Source organism: Enterobacter sp. SES19, from assembly GCF_011765665.1.
Lineage (GTDB): Bacteria > Pseudomonadota > Gammaproteobacteria > Enterobacterales > Enterobacteriaceae > Enterobacter > Enterobacter pseudoroggenkampii.
This window is the reverse complement of record NZ_CP050320.1, coordinates 2,631,634-2,652,568: the sequence shown is the minus strand read 5'-3', so window position 1 is coordinate 2,652,568 and position 20,935 is coordinate 2,631,634. Positions and strand designations below refer to the sequence as shown.

Below are 20,935 nucleotides of genomic sequence, written 5' to 3'. Positions count from 1 at the left end.
AAGCCTGGCGGGGAGAATCCGGGGGGTGAAAACCCTGGTGGCGAAAAGCCGGGTTCTCACCGCCTGGGTTCTCGCCGCCAGGGGTCTCTCCGCCAGGATTCTCGCCTCCAGGGTTTTCACCACCCGGGTTTTCGCCACCAGGGTTTTCACCGCCCGGATTCTCACCGCCAGGGTTTTCGCCACCCGGGTTTTCACCGCCCGGATTCTCACCACCCGGGTTCTCGCCGCCGTCATCCATGGCACCGAGATACCAGACGTTACCGCCGGTGAGGCCGTCCTTATCCTGCTGGCTGTACAGGGTGTACATGTACGTGCCGCCGTCCACGAATCGGGTACTTCGGCCGGATGCCGTGACCATTTCAAAGTCAATGTCACCGCCCTTCTCATGAATCAGGTTCAGCGTCAGGTCAGTGTGGTCTGATATCTCCTTACCGGAGTCAGCCACGGCAATACCAAACTGGCCTGTGCCCTCCTCGATAGTGACGAAATTGCCTTTACGGTCTGCGAGGGAGGTGTTCAGGAGGAAGTTCCCGGTGCCGTTCAGCTCCGTAATCGTCAGCTTTGCAAATTTGCCGTCGCTGTTGCGCAGGAAGTTGACGTTGCCACCATCCATGGTGAGCTTATCAACCTGAGCCGGAGTCAGGCTGGCTGTGGCATCTGTAAGGTCGCTGACTGAGAGGGTGCCCCCGGAGATGTTGACGTCCGTTGCGAGAGCGCCGGCGTCCATCCGCACTTCACCACCGGAGCCCACTTTGGTTTCGCCATTGGCCACTGCACCGTTTTTCAACCAGGACTGCCCGCCGTTGATGGTGGTGTCTGTGGTTTTACCGCCACTCAGGACGTACTGATTACCACCATTGATTGTGGTAGAGGTGACCGAGGCCCCTGAGACGTACTGACCACCACTATTGATTGTGGTAGAAGTGACCGAGCCCCCTGAGACGACCTGATTACCACCATTGATTGTGGTAGAAGTGACCGAGCCACCATTGTAGACGAACTGAGCACCGCCACTATTGATGGTAGTAGTGGTAGCCTTGCCGCCAGAGACGTTCTGCCAGCCATTGTGGTTAATGGTGGTAAAGGTGGTCGAACCTCCACTGAAGATGTTCTGAGTACCACCATTGATTTTGGTAGAAGTGGTCGAGCCGCCAGCGTAGACATTCTGATAACCACCACCACTGATGGTTGTGTCAGTGGCCGAGCCACCACTGGAGACGTACTGATAACCACCACTACTGATTGTGGTATCAGTGGCAGAGCCGCCACTGTAGACGAACTGATAACCACTACTGTTGATTGTGGTAGAGGTGGCAGCGCCATAGACGTCCTGATAACCACTATTGATTGTGGTGGAGGTGACCGAGCCGTCGTTGTAGACGACCTGAACACCATCATTGATTGTGGTAGAGGTGGCCGCGCCATAGACGTTCTGAACGCCACCATTGATTGTGGTTGAGGTGGCCGAGCCATAAACGATCTGAGTACCACCACTGATGGTTGTGACAGTGGCCGAGCCGCCATTGGCGACGTACTGCCTGCCGTCGCTGTTAATGGTGGTAGAGGTAGCCGAACCGCCACTGGAAACGAGCTGACCACCACCACTACTATGGATGGTGGTATTAGTGACCGAGCCGCCACTGGAGACGTGCTGATAACCACCATTGATTGTGGTATCAGTGGCCGAGCCGCCACTGGAGACGTACTGGGTACCGAAGATGTTGATGGTCGTATCGGTGGCCAAGCCGCCATTAAAGACGTGCTGGATACCTTCGGTTTTGATGATGGTGGAAGTGGCTAAACCACCACTTAATACCTCCTGAGCACCACCGCTGCTGATGGTTGTAATCGAGGCAACGCCGCCATTGTTGACGTACTGAGCACCACCGTTGTTGATTGTGGTAGAAGTGACCGAGCCACCGGAGACGTACTGACCACCACCATTGATTGTGATAAAGGTGGCCGAGCCACCACTGAGGACGCGCTGTCTGCCATCACTGATGGTTGTGTCAGTGGCCGAGCCTCCACTTAATATATCCTGATAACCACCATTGATGGTGGTAGAGGTGGCCGAACCGCCACTGGAGACGTTCTGCCAGCCATCACTGTTAATGGTGGTAGAGGTGGCCGAACCGCCACTGGAGATGTTCTGATTACCTCCGTCGTTGATAGTGGTAGAGGTGGCCGAGCCGCCGCTGTAGACGTACTGACTACCTCCGTCGTTGATAGTGGTAGATGTGGCCGAGCCGCCGCTGGAGACGAACTGCCTGCCGCCACTGCTTACTGTGGTATCAGTGGCCGAACCTCCACTGGAGACGCGCTGACTCCCCCCACTGTTGATAGTGGTATCAGTGGCCGAACCGCCACTGGAGACGATCTGCCAGCCATTGCTGTTAATGGTGGTAGAGGTGGCCGAACCTCCACTGGAGATGTTCTGAGTACCACCATTGATTGTGGTAGAGGTGGCCGAGCCGCCACTGTAGACGTGCTGCCAGGCACCACCATTGATAGTGGTAGATGTGGCCGAGCCGCCGCTGGAGACGTACTGCCTGCCGCCACTGCTTATTGTGGTATCAGTGGCCGAGCCGCCACTGGAGACGTGCTGACTGCCGCCACTGCTTATTGTGGTATCAGTGGCCGAGCCGCCACTGGAGACGTGCTGACTGCCATCGTTATTGATGGTCGTAGTGGTGGCCGTGCCGCCAGTATAGACACGCTGTGTTCCGGCACTGTTGATGGTTGTAGTGGTTGCCATGCCGCCACTGGAGACGTGCTGATAACCACCATCGATGGTAGTAGAGGTGGCCGAGCCACCAGTGAAGACACGTTGATGTGCCATGTTATTGATAAAGGTGCCACGGGCAGTGCCGCCACTGGACACGTGCTGTTCTCCCAGGGCTTTGATAATTGTATCAGTGGCAGTGCCGCCCTTGAGCACGTGCTGTTCTCCACTAATTCCTACAATAGTGGTATTAACAGCTACACCGCCATTGAAAACTTGTTGTTTTCCACCGAATGTGATGTCAGTAGAGGTTGCCCGACCGCCCAATGAGATGTTTTGAATACCACCGCTGTTAATGGTCGTGGAAGTGGCTGAGCCGCCCTCAATGCGCTGAGTACCACCGCCGTTAATGGTCGTGGAGATGGCTGAGCCGCCCAGAATGCGCTGAGTACCACCGCTTTTAATGGTCGTGGAGGTGGCTGAGCCGCCACTGGAGATGAGTTGATAACCATCGCTGTTAATGGTAATGAAGGTGGCTGAGCCGCCGCCCTCAATGCGCTGATAACCACCGCTGTTGATGGTAGTGGAAGTCGCTGTGCCTCCACTTGATACGTATTGAGTGCCTAAGAAGCCGCCGATTGTCGTCATGTTGGCCGAGCCACCACTGGAGATGTGCTGCCTGCCCTGGTTGATAGTCGTAGAGGCGGCCAAACCGCCATTAAAGACGTGCTGGGCACCTATATTGTTGATGATGGAGGAGGTGGCTAGACCACCACTGTAAACGCGCTGAGTACCAGAAAAGTGGATGGTGGTGGAGGTGGCTGAACCACCATTAAATATGTTCTGATAGCCACCAACATTATAATCACTATTGCCAATGGTGGTTCTGAAGGCGGTGCCTCCGGAGACGAGTTGTCCTCCACCGCTAATCGTAGTGGAAGTGGCCGAGCCACCACTGGAAATGACGTGAGCACCACCACTATTGATCGTGGTGATAGAGGCATAACCTCCGGTATTGATTAACAGGGTACCACCGCTATTAATGGTGGTGGAGGTGGCTGTATCTCCTGAGTTAATAACCTGTATACCTGTGACGATAGTACCCTTATAATCCGCAGCCATAACCGGACCTGAAGGCAGTAGCATTGCACCCAGCAGCAGTGCCAGCGCGCTCTTTTTAGGCGTCAGCTTTGGGCGACCGGAGCCGATTGCCAGTTCAGAGGTAACTATCCACTGCTGGCGCGACTCGCACCAGACTGTGGTATATATCTTGTTCATATTTACGTCCTTTACTTATCAACTAATCCTGAATGCAGACGGTCCACCATGCCGATAACCTGCCGACCGGTTATCAGGCTCGTGCACTCGTACTGTCGGGGGGTGTGTTTGTGATGCGGACACCACAAATAATCCACGTGGTCAAAATCAACGGACGTGTCATCCCAGCAGCCGTTACAGCCATGGCTGCTGAACACCCGCCAGGGGGTGTAAAATTCGCTATTGGGGAGACTGAATCCGCTGATTAGCACCACAGGGATACCCGATGCCCAGGCAAGCCATGACAGCCCGCTGCCCAGCCCGATAAAGAAGCTCGCATGCTTTAACAGGTCCACCCGCTCCTGAAGCGGAATATTCCCCGTGAAGTCTTCGGCACCCAGGGGTATATGGTTCCAGACGAAGCCCTGGCCGTAATGCGCATGGCGGTCGATACACAGCACCCGGTATCCCAGAGACTTAAGGTGAGCAACGACCTCTGCCCAGCCATGGCCGTTATTCCAGTACTTGGCCTGGTTGGTGGACTGCGCGGCGATGCAGACGTACGGTTCCGCAATTTTTCGCTCCGCATCAAGCTTCAGGCGTGGCGGACACTCCCGCGGATCTACCCCCAGGATGTAGCCGGCATTACGGTGGAAGCCGACCTTCCTGAAATCGATGGGCTGATGAGTGGTGTCGCCCTTAAAGAAAAGGCCGACATACCAGGACGCGTAGGGATTGAGCGTCTGCAGATTGTCCTTTGTGGAGAACGTGATCTCGGGATACTGCGCGCTGAGCAACTCGATGATTTCCTGCCCCATCACACATTCAAGCTGACAGCGGTGCAGCTGACGAAAACGCTCGGCGTAATGGAACCAGCCAAGCATGTCGCCCAGCGTACCCGTAGGGAAAAAGATGACGACGGGCTTGTCCTTCATATCTAACGTTTCATCCAGGATCGGACTCGCTTCTCCCTGGTGGAATACCTGAATGCGGAAGCGGACGTAATATTTTTTATTACTGGTGACCCACCCGCCTTCTGAATCACAGCTGAAAAGAATATTACCGCTGTCGTCATCCATTAAGATGACGTGCCATTTTCCTTCCGGAAGCAAAACGCGTGCGCCATAATTAAAGTCATAAAGAATTCCTTCTGGCCCTGAGCATGACGGAAGCTCTGGAGGGTTTGGGAAGTTAGCTGACATATATAATTTGTCCTCGGTGGTGATTTAAAATTTGTAACAAATAGGTCGAGTGCACTACTGTTATTTAAGTAATGCTGTTCCATGATAGGTTGCGAATTGCTGTGTTTATGTTTTTGAAAAATGTTATATGTGCGTGCAAAACTCGTGCATGCTTACAGGCTTTGAAAATAGATAACCCTGAAAAATATCCACTCCTTTATCTTTCAAAAGCGATAGTTGTTCTTTATCTTCTATACCTTCTGCAATGACATGAATTTGCAATCGTTCTGCGAGAGTGATAATAGACTCAATCACCGCGGAATAGATTAATGATCCATTGCTCGCAATTGTGAGGCATTTATCAATCTTGATTGTTGAGAAACCTGCATGCTCAATGTATTTGAGACATGAACTTCCGCTGCCGAAATCATCAATCGCAAATCTCACACCTGATTCAGTAAGTTGCTGCATTGCATCGAGTGCAAAGTCGTCCAGGTTCATTGTTCCTCGTTCGACAATTTCCAGTGTGACGGCAATGCGTCCGTCGAATGTTTTCTTAAAGTCCGTCACTGCTTCAATAACTCTTGAAGAGTTCAACTGTCTCGCACAGATATTGAAGGAGAGATAAAAGTCATCAGGTAGAGTACCTTCATAGCCTTCGAAAAATGTTTTAACATCAGACATCAGACTGCAAGTGACATCATTAATCACCTCACATGATTCCATTGCCGAAAGGTATTTTTCGGGAGATTGGTAAATCCCATCTTTGAGAACTCTGAGTAATACCTCTCCGCCTACGATCTTATCTCCCTTACATACAGGCTGGATAAACGGTACAAATTCAGCATTGGTCAGTTCCGCTGATAAGATTGTTTCTCTAATCAATGTACGAGCTTTGATGAAGAAACGTTCTGCCTTCATGAGCATTTTGGTGCTTATCATAATGTCGCTCCTTATCTACTGGATTCGCTACCCGAGGTGTCTCTTCGTTCCCGGGACTGTGAATGGCGGTAGGTCGGTAGACTCTTCCTGAAGAATAAGAACCTGCTCATTCACTTCTGCGAATAATCCTATCAACCAAAAACGCAGTGTAGGTATATGTATCGTGGGTTTGTTAAATTACAAATCAATGTTCTAATAATGTATCCATTTACAAGCTATGTGACTGCAAAAACTGCTGCTGCGCCTGGCTGTGCTAGGATGAAAGAAAGAAACTGATGGGTTTCCGTTAGTTGGAGAAACGAGAGAAACCATTCAATTACCATCATGGATAAGGAGTCAGAGATGGTTTTCGTGATTGATAATAGGGTTTTCTATCGATCGGAAGATGGTGCTATATGGCCATCCGGAGACGAGGGCTCTACTGTCATTCTGACCCTGACAATGAACAGACTTCTTGCATGTCTTCTGGAAAAGCATGGTCAGGTTCTGACGCGAAATGAACTTCTGGATAGCGTCTGGGATGCTCATGGTCTTCGTTCTTCTAGTCACACGCTAAACAAATACATCTCCGAACTTAGAAAGCACTTCGTACAATTTGGGATTGTCGAGGAGTGTATTACTACGGTGCCTCGCGTTGGTTTTATGTTTAATAGTGATATCGAGGTAAGGGTTTTGACTCAACCCACTTCTGAGGATGAGTCTCGATTGCAAGATGAAAACAATGACGCTCAAATATTAAAACAACGCTCTTTGATGCGAGTTAAATATAGAAAATTACCTCTCGCATTGGCATTGGTAGTCGTTTTAGTTAGCGCAACCTTAATTACATTAGGGCTTAGAGTTCCATCAAAAGACTTGGCTCAGGTAAGGGATTTGAAGACTTATTTTCTCTTTAACTATGGTTCGTGCCCTGTATACACTGTACAAAGAAACTCCGCATCACTTTCTGAACAAAAAAAAGACTTGTTCATCGAGTTGGCAAAGGCCAATGGAATTGACTGTCTGGACGGAACCTCATTTTTGTATCAGGTTTCTGAGTCATATCTTTACGGCAACAAGGGACGAGCTTTTATTAGTCGATGTACAGCCAGAAATGATAAATACATTTCCTGCCTCAATAACTACTGGAGTGGTTATGAACGCAATTAATAAAAAAACAGGGGTGCTGGCCGTAATTTTAATCGTCATCCTCGCGTTATCGGTGTGGTTCTTTGTTCACATGCATCAAAAACAGAGTGCGTTAAATGTAAACTGTTCCACAATAGTACGTTATAACCACCATGAACCTGATTTCATCGCTACGCTGGAGTTTGTTTTCCGTTTGGATAAAAACCACGATGGCCAGGCTGTCCTGTCGGGTAATATCCAGTCAGACAAAGGTGTTAATGTAATCTCACGTACAATTCTCTTTAGCTATGAGATGAACAGGCCGGGTGAGATTTCACTGACCGATACACGCTACGTTAAAAATCCACGCGATACTGCTGATGATGAAAGTTTCAAAAGCAGCTTCTTTTACGTTCCTGAAGGTACCGTTCGCCAACTTAAGATAGAGCCTACAAGTAATGGCTGGCTGATAGGAAACCTGCAGTCGCCGTTTGCGCTTTGCGTAAACAGATGAGACTCAAACGGCTCTTCCTGCTGCGTACGAATACCCCGAACCGCAGAAGAGCCATAAATCAACCTGATTTTCTCCCCGAACTTCCATCCAGAAGAACTTTAGGCTTCCATTATCTCCGCGTTAAGAAGCCGCCAGTAGTTTGCCTGGCTGTTTCATCATCCTTGTGATTAGTGAGCTGTTAAAGCGTTGCAAAAACCGAGAGATACGTTTATAAATATACTGTATATGCATACAGTAATTCATTGCGGAGGGAAAAATGAAAATTGAGTTAACCATTGATCGCATGAAGAAACTTCCTGATGGAGCTATACCTGCGCTCGAGTCAGAACTGCTCAAAAGACTCAGTAAGCAGTTTGATGATTGTCAGCTAACGATCAGGCGTGCCAGCAATGATGGGCTGACTGTTTTCGGGGGCGACAAGAAAGAGGTCGAACATATCCTGCAGGAGGCGTGGGAAAGCGCTGACGAGTGGTTTTATTAATCGCGTGAATTTCACTGGAGCAGCTTCAAAGAGTATCGCTGTTTGCGTTCCCCTGGCTGTTCCCGATTACTGTTTACCGCGTCAATAAGTCGCTCTGGGGGAAATAGTGTGTAGTGCAGATGCCTTTAATGCAGATGACCAATGGTACGACGTGGTCAGAAGGGCCGATAAAGCAGTTATCTATAGCTTCCCGGCGGAAGGGAGATATCTGGTTTATCGAGTAAATGGAATAGTTTCATTAAGACCGTTACTCGAAGAGGAAGAAATCTTCACTCTCAACGGGTTCATGCAATTTGCAAAACGGGTTGGGTACCGAATTACACCCCCGTCTGATATTATTCTTTCATAGGCCTGAACAACCTATACCTGATGCGCCACGGAGATAACCATGGCGCTAGAATTACAACTTATCAAACACCACTCAGGAATACTGATCCCGGCTACGCCCGAGACCAGCGAACTCCTGCAATCCAAAACCCGACTCGGCGATGTTCTTGTTGCCGAGTTCAGGCGGGTACGTAACCCGGCATTCCATCGGCGCTTTTTCGCGCTTCTCAATCTCGGTTTTGAATACTGGGAACCAACCGGCGGGGCTATCTCTAGCAACGAGCGGAAGCTGATTACCGGCTACGCCAAGTTCCTGGCTTCTTATGGCGGGAACGAGGGCGCACTTATTGATGCTGCTGAGCAGTATCTTGAGCAGGTTGCATACCGGCGCGTAACGAATGGCATTAGCCTGTGCAAATCCTTCGATGCTTATCGCTCATGGGTGATCATCGAGGCAGGGCACTTTGATGCCATTCAGCTGCCAGACGGCACACTCAAAAAACATCCTCGAAGCATCTCGTTTGCCAACATGGACGAGCTCGAATTCCAGCAGCTCTATAAAGCAGCGCTCGATGTACTCTGGTGCTGGGTCCTGTCCCGTTCATTCCGCAGTCGTGATGAGGCCGAAAATGTCGCCGCTCAGCTGCTTGGTTTTGCGGGGTGATGGAATGAAGAAAAGCTGGTTCCACCACACCGATTGCAGCACCGAACAGGCCGACGAGCTGGTTAAGCGTTACAAAGCGCGCGGCGTGCGCGTTGAGCGTAGCCTTAACCCAGATTACGTGACCTGGACTGTCAGTGCATTCCTGCCGACCTCAAATACACCAGCGCGCCCGGACAGTCGCTGGCGAAACCGGATGTGGGGGTGAGCGTGAAGACATATCAAATCACTTTGCCCTGGCCGCCGAGCAACAACCGGTATTACCGGCACAACCGCGGGCGCACTCACATTAGCGCTGATGGCGTAGCGTATCGCTATGCGGTCGCCAGTGTCATTCGAAGCGCCCGGCTTAATATCCGCACGGCCGCACCACTAAAAATCCGAATTGAATGTCACATGCCCGACTGCCGGCGCCGTGATCTGGATAACCTGCAGAAGGCAGCTTTTGACGCTTTAACCAAGGCGGAATTCTGGCTGGATGACTGCCAGGTAGTCGACTATCGCGTTGTGAAAATGCCTGTCGTTAAGGGCGGGAAATTAGTACTCACCATTACCGAGCTGGAGACCGCATGAATCTTGAAAACACCCTCAAATATCACTTCGCCAAATCGACAATGATTAGCGACTCTCCGCGCGCTACGGCGTCAGACTCATTAACCGGAACTGATATCATGGCTGCTATGGGCATGACGCAGGAGCGGGCAGCCTTGGGTTACAGCGCCTTTCTCGGGAAGATGGGTATCAGCAATAATGACCGGGAGAGGGCGATCGAACTGCTGGCCCAGTACGCGTTGACTAAGTGCGATCGGGTTGCGGCATTACGAAAGCTTGATGCAGTGGTTAAACCACTGGTAATGCACCAACTGGCCACCTTCGCGTTCGAGGACTATTCCCGCAGCGCCGCCAGTGTGAAGCAGTGCGATGGCTGCAATGGGGAAGGGTTTATTGACGCTGAGGTTTTCAGCATGAAGTCCCACACTCCGGCAAAAGAGAAGAAATTCGTGAAGATGTCGCTGAGTATGGGTGTCGAAAATATTCGACCTTCTGAGTATGAGGTACGGAGGCAGGTCAGGGAGGTAGCACGCGTTCTCTGCCCTCAGTGTAAGGGGAAGAAGGTTGTTAGTTGTGCCTGTAGAGATTGTCATGGCCGCGGGAAAGCTGTTAATCAGGCTCTTACAGAGCAGCAGGGCGTTCCGGTACTGGCTGATTGCAAGCGCTGCAGTGGGCGGGGGTTTGAGCGAATTCCATCAACTGAGGCTTACGCAGCTTTAAGGGAGATAACGGATGCAATCAGCCTCGATATATGGAAGAAATCTGTTAAGCCATTCTACGATCAGCTCATCACTAGGTTTGACATCGAAGAGGCCTGGGCTGATGCGCAGCTGAAGCAGATAACAAAATAGGGCGTGAATTTATCGTGAGCTATTTACTTTTCCCGAATCTGTGGTAATTTTGCTCTAACGATGGGTTATTGCCTTCGTTTAAAGCCCTCCGGTTAACTCCGTGGGGCTTTTTGCTTAATAGCGACTTAAGAATATCTAAAACCATTCAACCCTGCGGTGACTTATAATTTCCCCAACAACGCAGGAGGGAATATGGAAGAAGGTTTTTACTGGATTCAGCACAACGGTAGGATTCAGGTTGCTTACTTCAGCAATGGCGTTACTGAAGACCTTGAGACGGGACTTACTTTTAATGGTATTTGGCATCTGACACAGGGTGACGACATCTGCGACAACGGAGAAGCTGAGGTGATTGAAGGCCCTCTCCCTCTACCATTTAGATGAATATATTCATCTGATTATGTGGCAGATTCTTCATACTGCACATATGCTTCTTAAGCATCCTGCGGAATGGATGTTTCTGAAAGCGTTTTTGTGGTGGATCCCCCTAAGCGGAGGGGCGGTTCAGCAGGACATTTCTCCAAAGTGTCCAACCAGCGCGCGGAAATGAATGCTGTGATCATTTCCACCGGGAGGCACCCGGCACCACTCCCTCAGTTATTGCCAACTTAGCTATTTATGCCTGCTTGTCCGAGCAGGTTTTTTTTTATTTCTCCCTTGTGTTTTGTAAGAGACCTCAGAGCTAAGAAAGGGTGCTAAACCTCAGTACGTGTTTTAGCAAAACGATCCTCGAAACATTACAAGCTCGTCTGAGACAAAAAAGCGCGGAGAACGACATCACTCCTCTCCGCAATAATAATTCCATCTTCTGCCCGATTGTCTTTCTTTTATCCACAAAAGCTAAAGTCATGACTTAATGTAAATAATAACAGCTTTAAACTATGTGAGCAGTTAATTATTTTTTTGTTTAAATGACTCTCCTTAAGGATTGTTTAATCTATTGCTTTCCTAAGGGAGAAAGAAGCGCCGAAGAGTATCAATCATCATCAGGCTGCCGTATGGCAGCTTTTTTTATTTTTATCAACAGCACCCGCACTTAGCGAGGTGAGAGACCATGAAAATGAATGATTCAGGGAACATCTTCACGCAGTTCTTCGCGTGGGTAGCAGCTCTGGCGTCAGCCATTGGATTTACCACTCAGGATCTGGTGTTCATGTTCTTTGGCGCTGCTGGTCTGCTTATCTCGCTAGCCTCGTACATTAACGGGCGGGTAGATGCAAACCGCAGGCGTAGAGAGGATGAGAAGCGAACAAAAATGGTCAATGACTACCTGAAAGGCGTTGGTGATAAACCCCTTCACGAGCGTCCCGCTGCTGCAAGCGTGGTCGTTGAGGCATTACAAAAGGAAGGTGAGTGATGGGATCCAGAGCAAAGTTGAGTACTGCAGTTCTGGGGCTGGTACTGGCTGGTGCTCCTGCATCCGTCATTCTCGATCAGTTTCTGAATGAGAAAGAGGGTAACAGCCTCACGGCCTACAAAGATGGCGGCGGTATCTGGACTATTTGCCGCGGCGCAACGATGGTTGATGGTAAACCGGTTGTGCAGGGCATGAAATTGACTCAGGCCAAATGCAATCAGGTGAACGCCATCGAACGCAATAAGGCTCTGGCGTGGGTTGATCGCAATATTACGGTACCGCTTACCGAACCTCAGAAAGCTGGGATAGCTTCTTTCTGCCCGTACAACATCGGGCCAGGTAAGTGCTTCCCGTCCACGTTCTATAAGCGCATTAATGCCGGTGACCGCCGCGGGGCATGCGAGGCAATCCGCTGGTGGATTAAAGACGGTGGTCGCGATTGCAGCATGACTAAAGGTCAGAAGAACGGCTGCTACGGTCAGGTAGAACGGCGAGACCAGGAAAGTGCGCTGGCGTGCTGGGGGATAGACCAGTGAAAATTAATCCGGGTATTATCGGCGTTGTCATTATTGCTGGCCTTTCGGTCGCCCTCGTTAAGAGCTGTTTGGAGGCCAGTAATCTTCAAAGTGAAAACGACGTTCTGCGAAGTGACAATTCTCTGCAAGGGCAGGTTATCGCTACCCAGGCATTCAACTTCAATCGATTCAATCAGGTTGCAGAACATGCCAATAGGCTCAACTCCCTGATTGACACCAGCACCGAAGAAACCGTAATCGAATATCGGGAGATTCTCCGCCGTGAAAAAACCTGTGATCTGCCTGTTCCTGCTGACATTGCTGGTGGGCTGCTCAAATACGCGCACCGTTTACGTGCCAGCGCCATGCACACCGATTCCAATGGACCTTACACAGCCGATGATCGTGCCGTTGCCACCAACTCCATGACGTACTGCCAGGTAGTATTGTGGATTAAGCCGCTACTGGCTGTAATTGAAAAGGGCAACAATAATTTCGCTGGCATAAGGCAGATCGAGTTGGAAAGAAAGAATTAGGGATGGCTCGTCCTTGAGCACACGGGTATTCCTGAACGACGGCTTTACCTGACATAGCAAAGCACTATTAAATTGTAGAAAAGACTCAATATTTAACAAGCGAAGCGCAGCATTGTAAAAAAATGCCCTCACAAGGAGGGCTACCAGAGTCTCAGTTTCACTTGCTCTTTTTATGGATGTTTCCCTGGAGTTGGCAAACTCCTCATCAGAGTCTTGAATAGTCTGGCAAGCAGTCCGTAATCAACAAGCATAAGCGGTAGCTATTAGGATGATTCTGAGTTAATCACTTGGGATAGGCAGTAATATGGAATCCTCTAGCTAACTGTAGGGCTGACATAGTAGCCGATAAGGTATAGTGTTGAGATGTCTTTATGGAATGAGGATTAATATGAAAGGTAAAGTGTTTATCGCTGCTATGGCTTTTGTATCTTTCAGTGCTCTTGCCGACGAGGGGCAGTATCTTTCTGATTTCGCCAGTGCAAAAAGCACGTCTAAAAGCTACTCCCAGCTGATTAGTAAAAACAAACTACCTGCATGGGTAAAAAGTGGTGGCACGAGCACGCCATCAACCGAAGTAACAGTTGCGGGCAAAAAGTATATTGCACTGTCAGGGTGTAAACCACACAGTTGTCCAGAACAGAATATTGCTGTTCTCTACTCACCTGATAGCGGTGATATTCATGGTGTGTTTTCTGATTTCAATGCAGAAAAGAATCGTGAGACATTGACCTGGTTAAACGTGGATCCGATTGATTCTAATGCGATGAAAAATGCGCTTTTAAATCGACTGTACGGCAATTAAATAACCCAAGCTTCAAACTGTAATCCACCAGTTTGAAGCTTCAAAACACAAATCAATCGCCACTCAGTGTGTTGGTCGCTCACATCGCACCCTCATTTCGCTTAACTTTAGCAATGAACTCCTCTGTTATTGATAGTCCCGCTATGATTTCCGAGTTTAAGACAGAAGCACCAAATTTGCTTACAAGGTCCAGAAGAGTTTCATATGTCTGGATTAGTTCCATTAGATCGGAAATCACTAATTGGTCATGCTCAGTGCGAAAATGAGACTGGGCGGAGGTTTGATGCACTATCCACTCGAGATTGGCCTTGATTTTCTGTACGTCATCGTAGTTATACATATTTCATAAGCTTAAATCCTCATTTCAAGATTTCTTTGAGAAAAATACTTCATTGCTTCAAATACTGAAGCTGTGAGTGACGTCTAAAGTTCATTCAGTTTAGAGGTAACAATGGCTAAGCCGGACTGGGGCGAGCTGCAGAAGCGGTTCCTGTCTGATCACGCTGCTACTGGCATATCCCCTAAGGAATGGTGCGAGGCGCATAATCTTAATTATGTAACTGCTCGCCGCTATATCAAGAAAACTGCTGCGCAAAATACAAAAATTTACCCGCGAAAGATAGTGCGCACTGCGCAGAAAGATAAAAGCGCAGATGAGCTGGTGGACATAAAGCTAAGCGCGAAGGTAAAGCGCTTTATTGCTGAATATCTGAAGGACAATAACGCCACGGCCGCCGCTGCGCGTGCTGGTTATAGTGACCCAAACTACGGGCGTCAGCTAATAGCGAATCCTAACGTTGCGCAGGCTATTGCGCAGCAGCAAAAAGCCTCCATTGCGCGCACGCTTGGCAGTGCTGATGAGGTTCTGGCGCAGATGTGGCAGCTCGCCACCTTCGATGCAAACCAGCTTTCGCAGTATCGCCGCGGAGCGTGTCGTTACTGCTGGGGCTTCGGTCATCATTACCAGTGGCGTGATGCAGTTGAGTTCGAAGAGAAAAGACTCGAGGCTGTTGAGCGTGACAGACGTGAACCCGAAGATTCCGGCGGTTACGGTTACGACCACACCCGAGAGGCCAATCCAGAATGTCCACGCTGCAATGGTGACGGCATTGGCCAGCCTTACTTCCCTGATACACGCAAACTCCCGGCAGCTTCCAGGCTCGCCTATTCAGGTGTGAAGGTCGGCAAAAACGGCGTCGAAATCACAGCCATCAGTCGGGAAAGAATGTTTGAAGCAGTAATGAAGCGCCTTGGCCTGGCTGACAGCGAGTTCGCACAACGTCTGCAGCAGATTGAAATCGAACGCCGGCAGCTTGAGGTCGAGAAACTCCGTAAAGAGCTGGCAGGTGATGGTGAGGACGATGAACCAACTCCAGTGCAGATCAATATCAACGTAGTGGATGCGAGGGCAGACGATGGGGATCAGCCCGACACTTAACATTCCTCAGGCGCGCTTCCTCGCGATGCAGCACAAATTCAAAGCCTACGTTGCCGGGTTCGGTTCGGGTAAGACGTGGGTGGGTTGTGGCGGCATCTGTAAGGGGATGTGGGAGCACCCTAAAATCAACCAGGGTTATTTCGCGCCGACGTACCCGCAGATCCGTGACATCTTCTACCCGACGATTGAAGAGGTGGCTTTTGACTGGGGCTTGAGCGTCAAAATCAATGAGGGGAACAAAGAGGTTCACTTCTATGAGGGACGACGATACCGCGGGACAACAATCTGCCGTTCGATGGAGAAACCCGGCTCAATAGTCGGCTTCAAAATCGGCAACGCAATGGTGGATGAGCTGGATGTAATGGCCGCAGCCAAAGCGCAACAGGCCTGGCGAAAAATCATCGCTCGTATGCGTTACAAGGTTGATGGGCTACGTAATGGCATCGATGTAACGACGACGCCAGAAGGGTTCAAGTTCGTCTACCAGCAGTTCGTGAAGGCGGTACGTGAAAAGCCAGAGCTTGCCGCATTGTATGGCCTGATTCAGGCCAGCACGTTCGACAATGCGAAGAATCTACCGCCTGATTACATCCCGTCGCTGCTGAGTTCTTACCCTGACGAACTGATTCAGGCATACCTGCGCGGGAAGTTCACCAACCTCAACAGCGGGACCATTTACCACACGTTCAACCGTAAGCTGAATAACTGTTCTGACGAGATTCGGGACGGGGATCCGCTGTTCATTGGTATGGACTTCAACGTGGGAAAAATGGCCGCGATTGTTCACGTTAAGCGTAATGGTCTGCCGCGTGCGGTCCGTGAGCTGGTGAAGGTCTACGATACGCCAGCGATGATTAAGCGTATCCAGGAAGAGTTCTGGCGCTACGAGGATGGCCGATACGTTAAAAGCCGGGAGATTTACATCTATCCGGATGCCTCTGGTGACTCACGCAAATCGCAGAACGCCAGCAAGACCGATATTGCTCAGCTCAACGATGCCGGATTCAGCGTCATTGTTGATGATGCCAACCCGCCGGTTAAGGACCGTATCAACTCGATGAACGCCATGTTCTGTAACGCCAACGGCGAACGCCGCTATCTGGTGAACGTCCAGAACTGCCCGGTTTATACCGAAAGCCTCGAACAGCAAATCTGGGCGGCCAATGGAGAACCGGATAAATCAGCAGATAACGATCACCCCAATGATGCTGGTGGGTACTTCATCGTGAAGGATTATCCGATCGTGAAGCCGGCATACTCAATCACCATGGACACCACTTTCTGATATGGCAAACGACGACATCACCTGGGTTCGACCAGAACACCGGGCGGCTTCTGCTGCCTGGCGGAAATACAGGGACTTTTGCAAAGGGGCTGAGGCAGTAAAAGCGGCGGGTAATAAATATCTGCCGTATCTCGACCCAACCGATAAATCCACACGCAATCGCAAGCGCAATGAGGACTATCTGAGCCGCGCGGTGTTCTATGCGATTGCCGGTAATACGAAGATCGGCATGCTGGGGATGGCGTATAGAAAGGATCCCACTTTCAACGGCCCGGAGAAGATGAAATACCTGTTGGACAATGCTGACGGGGCCGGTACCAGCATCTATCAGCAGTCACAGCTGGTGGCGGAGAACGTGCTGGAGGTTGCGCGAGAGGGCATTTATGTCGATTACGCTGAAGAATCCGACGAAGCAATCATCCTCCGCTACCCGGCAGAGAACATCATCAACTGGCGAACAAAGCGTATCAACGGGCGCGATCAACTGGTGCTGGTGGTCCTGCGCGAATGCGTAGAAGAGCCGGATGGTTACGCTTACAAGGATGAAATCCAGTACCGCGAGCTCGCGCTGGAAGAAGGGAGGTTCATATGCCGCGTATGGCGCCGGGCTGGTGGCACCGCAAGCGGAACCTACACCGTCGACAGCGAATATCATCCGAAGCCTAAAGGAAAGGACTACTGGGACGAAATTCCGTTCACCTTTGTCGGTGCCCAAAACAATGATCCTACTATCGATGATTCGCCGCTGGCCGCGCTGGTGGAAATAAACCACGGACATTACCGCAACAGTGCTGACTATGAAGACAGCGTATGGTTCTGTGGCCAGGTACAGCCGTATATGACCGGGCTTGATACCAACTGGCGCGATCACCTCGAGAAGAAGGGCGTGAAAATTGGTTCCCGATCACCTCTTTTGCTTCCCAAGGAGGGTTCGTTTGGTTATGCCCAGGCGCAGCCGAACATGCTGGCTAAAGAGGCCATGGATAGCAAGCGCGATTACATGGTGCAGCTTGGCGCCCGGCTGATTGAGCAGAACGCCACGGCAAAGACGGCAACCCAAGCGAGCGGTGAGCAAACATCCTCAACATCGGTGCTCGGTATCTGCGTTTCAAACGTTTCTGAAGCCTATACGCTGGCGCTTGGCTGGTGTGCGAAATACCTAGGCATTAAGGGAGAATCGACGAGTTACACCATCAACCAGGAGTTCATAGCGAAGGTCGCGGAGTCTGGCATGGTAACGGCAATCGTCAACGCCTGGCAGTCCGGTGCGCTGCGCGATAGCGATATGATTCGCGCGCTGCAGAAGCTCGATCTCATTGACCCGGCAGACAGCCCGGACGAGGTTATTGATGCGCTTCGCAATCAGGCACCCACGTTGACCGGAGGCTGATATGGCCACCATTAACGAAAGCCTTCGCGATGAGTCGATTGCACATTCCGTCTGGTTAAGTCGTTACGCCACTGGTGTGGCAAATCGGATGGTGAAGTTGCTTAACGAGACGGACGCAGATCTGTCAGCCCGCCTGCTCGATGCGCTGGACAAATTGCCTCCTGAGAGCTTCACCGTTAACCGTCTGGAGAGTTTACTGGGCAGCGTGCGCGAACTTAACCATCAAGCCGTAGCGTCCATGCAGGCAGGGCTCGAAAATGAGCTGGTGGCACTGGCAAAGAACGAAGCCAGTTATCAGCTGAGCCTGTTCGATTCCCTTCTGCCATCACAGGTCTTGTCTCACTATCCGCTGCAGGGCATCACCGCCGATATGGTGTATGCCGCGGCGATGGCGCAGCCCTTTCAGGGGCGGCTGCTGAGTGAGTGGGCGGTTAATCTGGAATCGGACAGGCTGGCGCGTATCGTGAACGCTGTCCGCAGGGGTTATCTTGCCGGCGACACGGTAGAAACTATAGCCCGCAATGTTCGTGGCCACGCCAACAAAGACTATCGCGACGGCGCGCTGCAGATGAGCAGGGCAAATGCCGCCAGCATCGCTAAAACAGCCGTAAATCATCTGGCTGCCTCAGCACGCAACAGCTTCACCAGTGCCAACAGCGATATCGTGAAAGGCAAACAGTGGCTGTCTACGCTGGACAATAAAACCAGCCACGATTGCATTATTCGTGACCTGCTGCGCTATACCCTGGATAACAAACCGGTCGGGCATAAGGTGCCTTACCTACAGGGACCCGGGAAAATTCATTTTTGCTGTCGTTCTACTGAAACCCTGATCCTCAAGTCGTGGCGCGAACTTGGCATCGATATCGGCGAGATGGACGAGGGGACTCGAGCTAGCATGGATGGACAGGTACCGGGGGAAAATTCGTATCTGGAATGGCTCGCGCGCCAGCCAGCACAACGCCAGGATCAGGTTCTGGGTGCCGAGCGTGGCCGTTTGTTCCGCGCGGGTGAAATCAACCTGGCTGATATGTTTACTGACAAAGGCGAATGGATATCCCTGGAACGTCTTAAGCAGCTCTCAGGCACAGACAACTAACAACCACATCTTACTTCACGCCCTGGTATCCGCCGGGGCTTTTTTATGGGCGAGGCCCGGCAAAATCCCTAGGGGAAATTATGTTAATTCGAAACATGCTTCTGAAATATTACGCACCTGAAAGCGGCGGTGAGGGCGGCGGTGGCGGCGGTATCGAAATCACTCCTGAAATCCAGAAGCTGATTGATGAGCGTGTGACCAGCGAAGTCACGGGCCTGAAATCGAAAAACTCTGAGCTGCTGGGAACCATTAAGCAGCAGAAAGAAACCCTGTCACGCTTCGATGGTATCGATCCTGATGCAGTGCGCGGGATCCTCCAGCGTTTTTCCGACGACGAAGAGGCAAAGCTGATTGCCGCCGGAAAAATCGATGAGGTGCTCGATAAGCGCACCGAGCGTCTGCGTGCTGACGTCGATAAGCAAATCAAAGCCGCAAATGAACGCGCGGACAAAGCCGAAGCGTTCTCCAACAAATTCCGGGATCGAGTTCTGGGGGATGCAATCCGTGCAGCAGCGTCCAAAGCTGGCGCGCTGCCGGAAGCATCTGACGATCTGATTCTGCGTGCCAAAGGCACATTCCAGCTCAACGACGAAGGCGAGGCCGTAGCAGTTGATGCAAATGGCGACGTTCTGTTCGGTAAAGACGGCAAAACTCCACTAAGCCCGCTTGAGTGGGCGGAGTCTCTTAAGGAGACGGCTCCGCATCTTTTCCCACGCGCAGAAGGCACCGGCGCGGGCGGACACAAACCAAACGGCGGTGGCAGCCTGAAACGTTCCGAAATGAGCGCCAGCGACAAGGCGGACTACATCCGCAAGCATGGCCAACAGGCCTTCCTCAAACTTCCAAAATAAGGGATTAACCCATGTCTACCACTGTTAATAGTGACCTGATCATTTATGACGACCTGGCGCAAACCGCTTTCCTTGAGCGACGACAGGATAACCTCGCAATCTTCAACGCCTCTTCCAACGGAGCGATCCTGCTGGATAACGAACTGATTGAAGGCGATTTCCGCAAGCGTGCGTTCTACAAGGTGGGCGGCTCTATCGAATCGCGTGATGTTAACTCCACCGAAAAAGTAACTGGTAAGAAGATTGGCGCTGGTGAAGCCGTCTCCGTTAAAGCGCCGTGGAAATACGGTCCATACGAAACTACTGAAGAAGCGTTCAAACGCCGCGGCCGCTCGGTTGACGAGTTCTCCGAAGTGATCGGCACTGATGTGGCTGACGCGACGCTGGAAGGCTACGTGAAATACGGCCTGAAGGCGTTGACGGCTGCTATTGGCGCCAACGCGGATATGGTGGTCACCGCCGATATCGAAACAGACGGCAAGAAGACCCTGACGCGCGGCCTGCGTAAGTATGGCGACAAGTTCAACCGTGTTGTGCTCTTCGTTATGCACTCCGCCACTTACTTCGACATCGTGGATGAGGCGATCGCCAACAAAATCTACGAAGAAGCGGGCGTGGTGGTTTACGGCGGGCAGCCGGGCACGTTGGGTAAACCTGTTCTGGTGACCGACACCATGGACGCTGATGCGATCCTTGGGCTGGTAGCCGGAGCGGTTACCGTCACCGAGTCTCAGGCGCCGGGGTTCCGTTCCTACGACATCAACGATCAGGAAAACCTGGCCATCGGATACCGTGCTGAAGGCGTTGTGAATGTTGACTTGCTGGGCTACAGCTGGGACACCTCGAAAGGTGACAACCCGGACCTGACTAAAATCGGCACCGCAGGCAACTGGAAGAAGCATTTCACCAGCAACAAATCAACGGCAGGCGTGCTGATCAAACTGGAATCCGCAGTGGGGGAGTAACGCTGTCAGCGGATAAAACCTCCGCAACCGCTGACAGCACCGATGCGGTCACCATTTCCCTCAAGTACACGCTGAATGGCTCCGGTGTATCCGGCAAAACCG

21 protein-coding genes are annotated in these 20,935 nt (G+C 51.1%); 18 read left to right on the top strand and 3 right to left on the bottom strand.

Annotation, left to right across the window (positions count from 1 at the left end):
• The 3 genes from GXP72_RS12600 to GXP72_RS12590 all read right to left on the bottom strand — a co-directional run.
• Positions 1 to 4,000: AIDA repeat-containing protein (locus GXP72_RS12600; protein WP_208762945.1), on the bottom strand; the 4,000-nt coding region annotated here is incomplete at its 3' end.
• A gap of 11 nt (positions 4,001 to 4,011) precedes the next feature.
• The gene (locus GXP72_RS12595) at positions 4,012 to 5,181 is read right to left on the bottom strand and encodes an autotransporter strand-loop-strand O-heptosyltransferase (RefSeq protein WP_208762944.1); all 1,170 of its coding nucleotides are present in this window, start codon (positions 5,179 to 5,181) and stop codon (positions 4,012 to 4,014) included.
• Positions 5,182 to 5,304: 123 nt separating this feature from the next.
• Positions 5,305 to 6,102, bottom strand: a complete 798-nt coding sequence (locus GXP72_RS12590; protein WP_208762943.1) for an EAL domain-containing protein — start codon at positions 6,100 to 6,102, stop codon at positions 5,305 to 5,307.
• A 342-nt stretch (positions 6,103 to 6,444) separates the two neighbouring features.
• Between GXP72_RS12590 and GXP72_RS12585 the strand changes: the two genes are divergently transcribed.
• The 18 genes from GXP72_RS12585 (at position 6,445) to GXP72_RS12500 (ending at position 20,833) form a co-directional block, all read left to right on the top strand.
• Entirely contained in the window at positions 6,445 to 7,251 is an 807-nt protein-coding gene (locus GXP72_RS12585; RefSeq protein WP_208762942.1) for a winged helix-turn-helix domain-containing protein, read from the top strand.
• The gene (locus GXP72_RS12580; protein ID WP_208762941.1) at positions 7,238 to 7,723 is read left to right on the top strand and encodes a hypothetical protein; all 486 of its coding nucleotides are present in this window, start codon (positions 7,238 to 7,240) and stop codon (positions 7,721 to 7,723) included. The genes GXP72_RS12585 and GXP72_RS12580 overlap by 14 nt, the downstream gene beginning before the upstream one ends.
• A gap of 256 nt (positions 7,724 to 7,979) precedes the next feature.
• Entirely contained in the window at positions 7,980 to 8,204 is a 225-nt protein-coding gene (locus tag GXP72_RS12575; protein WP_208762940.1) for a DinI family protein, read from the top strand.
• 388 nt (positions 8,205 to 8,592) lie between these two features.
• The gene (locus tag GXP72_RS12570) at positions 8,593 to 9,195 is read left to right on the top strand and encodes a DUF1367 family protein (RefSeq protein ID WP_208762939.1); all 603 of its coding nucleotides are present in this window, start codon (positions 8,593 to 8,595) and stop codon (positions 9,193 to 9,195) included.
• A gap of 4 nt (positions 9,196 to 9,199) precedes the next feature.
• The gene (locus GXP72_RS12565) at positions 9,200 to 9,400 is read left to right on the top strand and encodes a hypothetical protein (protein WP_073961558.1); all 201 of its coding nucleotides are present in this window, start codon (positions 9,200 to 9,202) and stop codon (positions 9,398 to 9,400) included.
• Between the two features lie 2 nt (positions 9,401 to 9,402).
• The gene (gene rusA / locus GXP72_RS12560) at positions 9,403 to 9,765 is read left to right on the top strand and encodes a crossover junction endodeoxyribonuclease RusA (protein WP_208762938.1); all 363 of its coding nucleotides are present in this window, start codon (positions 9,403 to 9,405) and stop codon (positions 9,763 to 9,765) included.
• Positions 9,762 to 10,595 (top strand): antitermination protein, encoded by an 834-nt coding sequence (locus GXP72_RS12555; RefSeq protein WP_208762937.1) that lies wholly within the window; start codon positions 9,762 to 9,764, stop codon positions 10,593 to 10,595. Before rusA ends, GXP72_RS12555 begins: the two co-directional genes overlap by 4 nt.
• A 192-nt stretch (positions 10,596 to 10,787) precedes the next feature.
• Positions 10,788 to 10,979: a hypothetical protein gene (locus tag GXP72_RS12550; RefSeq protein WP_047958756.1), complete on the top strand. Its 192-nt coding sequence runs from the start codon at positions 10,788 to 10,790 to the stop codon at positions 10,977 to 10,979.
• A 670-nt stretch (positions 10,980 to 11,649) separates the two neighbouring features.
• Entirely contained in the window at positions 11,650 to 11,952 is a 303-nt protein-coding gene (locus tag GXP72_RS12545; protein WP_014832171.1) for a hypothetical protein, read from the top strand.
• Positions 11,952 to 12,488 (top strand): lysozyme, encoded by a 537-nt coding sequence (locus GXP72_RS12540; RefSeq protein WP_045143003.1) that lies wholly within the window; start codon positions 11,952 to 11,954, stop codon positions 12,486 to 12,488. Before GXP72_RS12545 ends, GXP72_RS12540 begins: the two co-directional genes overlap by 1 nt.
• A complete protein-coding gene (locus tag GXP72_RS12535) occupies positions 12,485 to 13,003 on the top strand; it encodes a hypothetical protein (protein WP_100121970.1) in 519 nt (172 codons plus the stop codon). The genes GXP72_RS12540 and GXP72_RS12535 overlap by 4 nt, the downstream gene beginning before the upstream one ends.
• 388 nt (positions 13,004 to 13,391) lie before the next feature.
• Positions 13,392 to 13,805: an Ivy family c-type lysozyme inhibitor gene (locus GXP72_RS12530; RefSeq protein ID WP_100121971.1), complete on the top strand. Its 414-nt coding sequence runs from the start codon at positions 13,392 to 13,394 to the stop codon at positions 13,803 to 13,805.
• A 451-nt stretch (positions 13,806 to 14,256) separates the two neighbouring features.
• On the top strand, positions 14,257 to 15,243 hold the full coding sequence (locus GXP72_RS12525) for a terminase small subunit (RefSeq protein WP_100121973.1): 987 nt from the start codon (positions 14,257 to 14,259) through the stop codon (positions 15,241 to 15,243).
• Positions 15,221 to 16,528: a terminase family protein gene (locus GXP72_RS12520; RefSeq protein WP_100121974.1), complete on the top strand. Its 1,308-nt coding sequence runs from the start codon at positions 15,221 to 15,223 to the stop codon at positions 16,526 to 16,528. Before GXP72_RS12525 ends, GXP72_RS12520 begins: the two co-directional genes overlap by 23 nt.
• Before the next feature lies 1 nt (position 16,529).
• Positions 16,530 to 17,918, top strand: coding sequence for a DUF4055 domain-containing protein (locus tag GXP72_RS12515; RefSeq protein ID WP_100121975.1), 1,389 nt, complete (start codon positions 16,530 to 16,532; stop codon positions 17,916 to 17,918).
• Position 17,919: 1 nt separating this feature from the next.
• Positions 17,920 to 19,017, top strand: a complete 1,098-nt coding sequence (locus GXP72_RS12510) for a phage minor head protein (RefSeq protein ID WP_208762936.1) — start codon at positions 17,920 to 17,922, stop codon at positions 19,015 to 19,017.
• A gap of 80 nt (positions 19,018 to 19,097) precedes the next feature.
• Positions 19,098 to 19,868: a hypothetical protein gene (locus tag GXP72_RS12505; protein WP_064791007.1), complete on the top strand. Its 771-nt coding sequence runs from the start codon at positions 19,098 to 19,100 to the stop codon at positions 19,866 to 19,868.
• Between the two features lie 11 nt (positions 19,869 to 19,879).
• On the top strand, positions 19,880 to 20,833 hold the full coding sequence (locus GXP72_RS12500) for a major capsid protein (RefSeq protein WP_069719113.1): 954 nt from the start codon (positions 19,880 to 19,882) through the stop codon (positions 20,831 to 20,833).
• Positions 20,834 to 20,935: the final 102 nt, after the last annotated feature.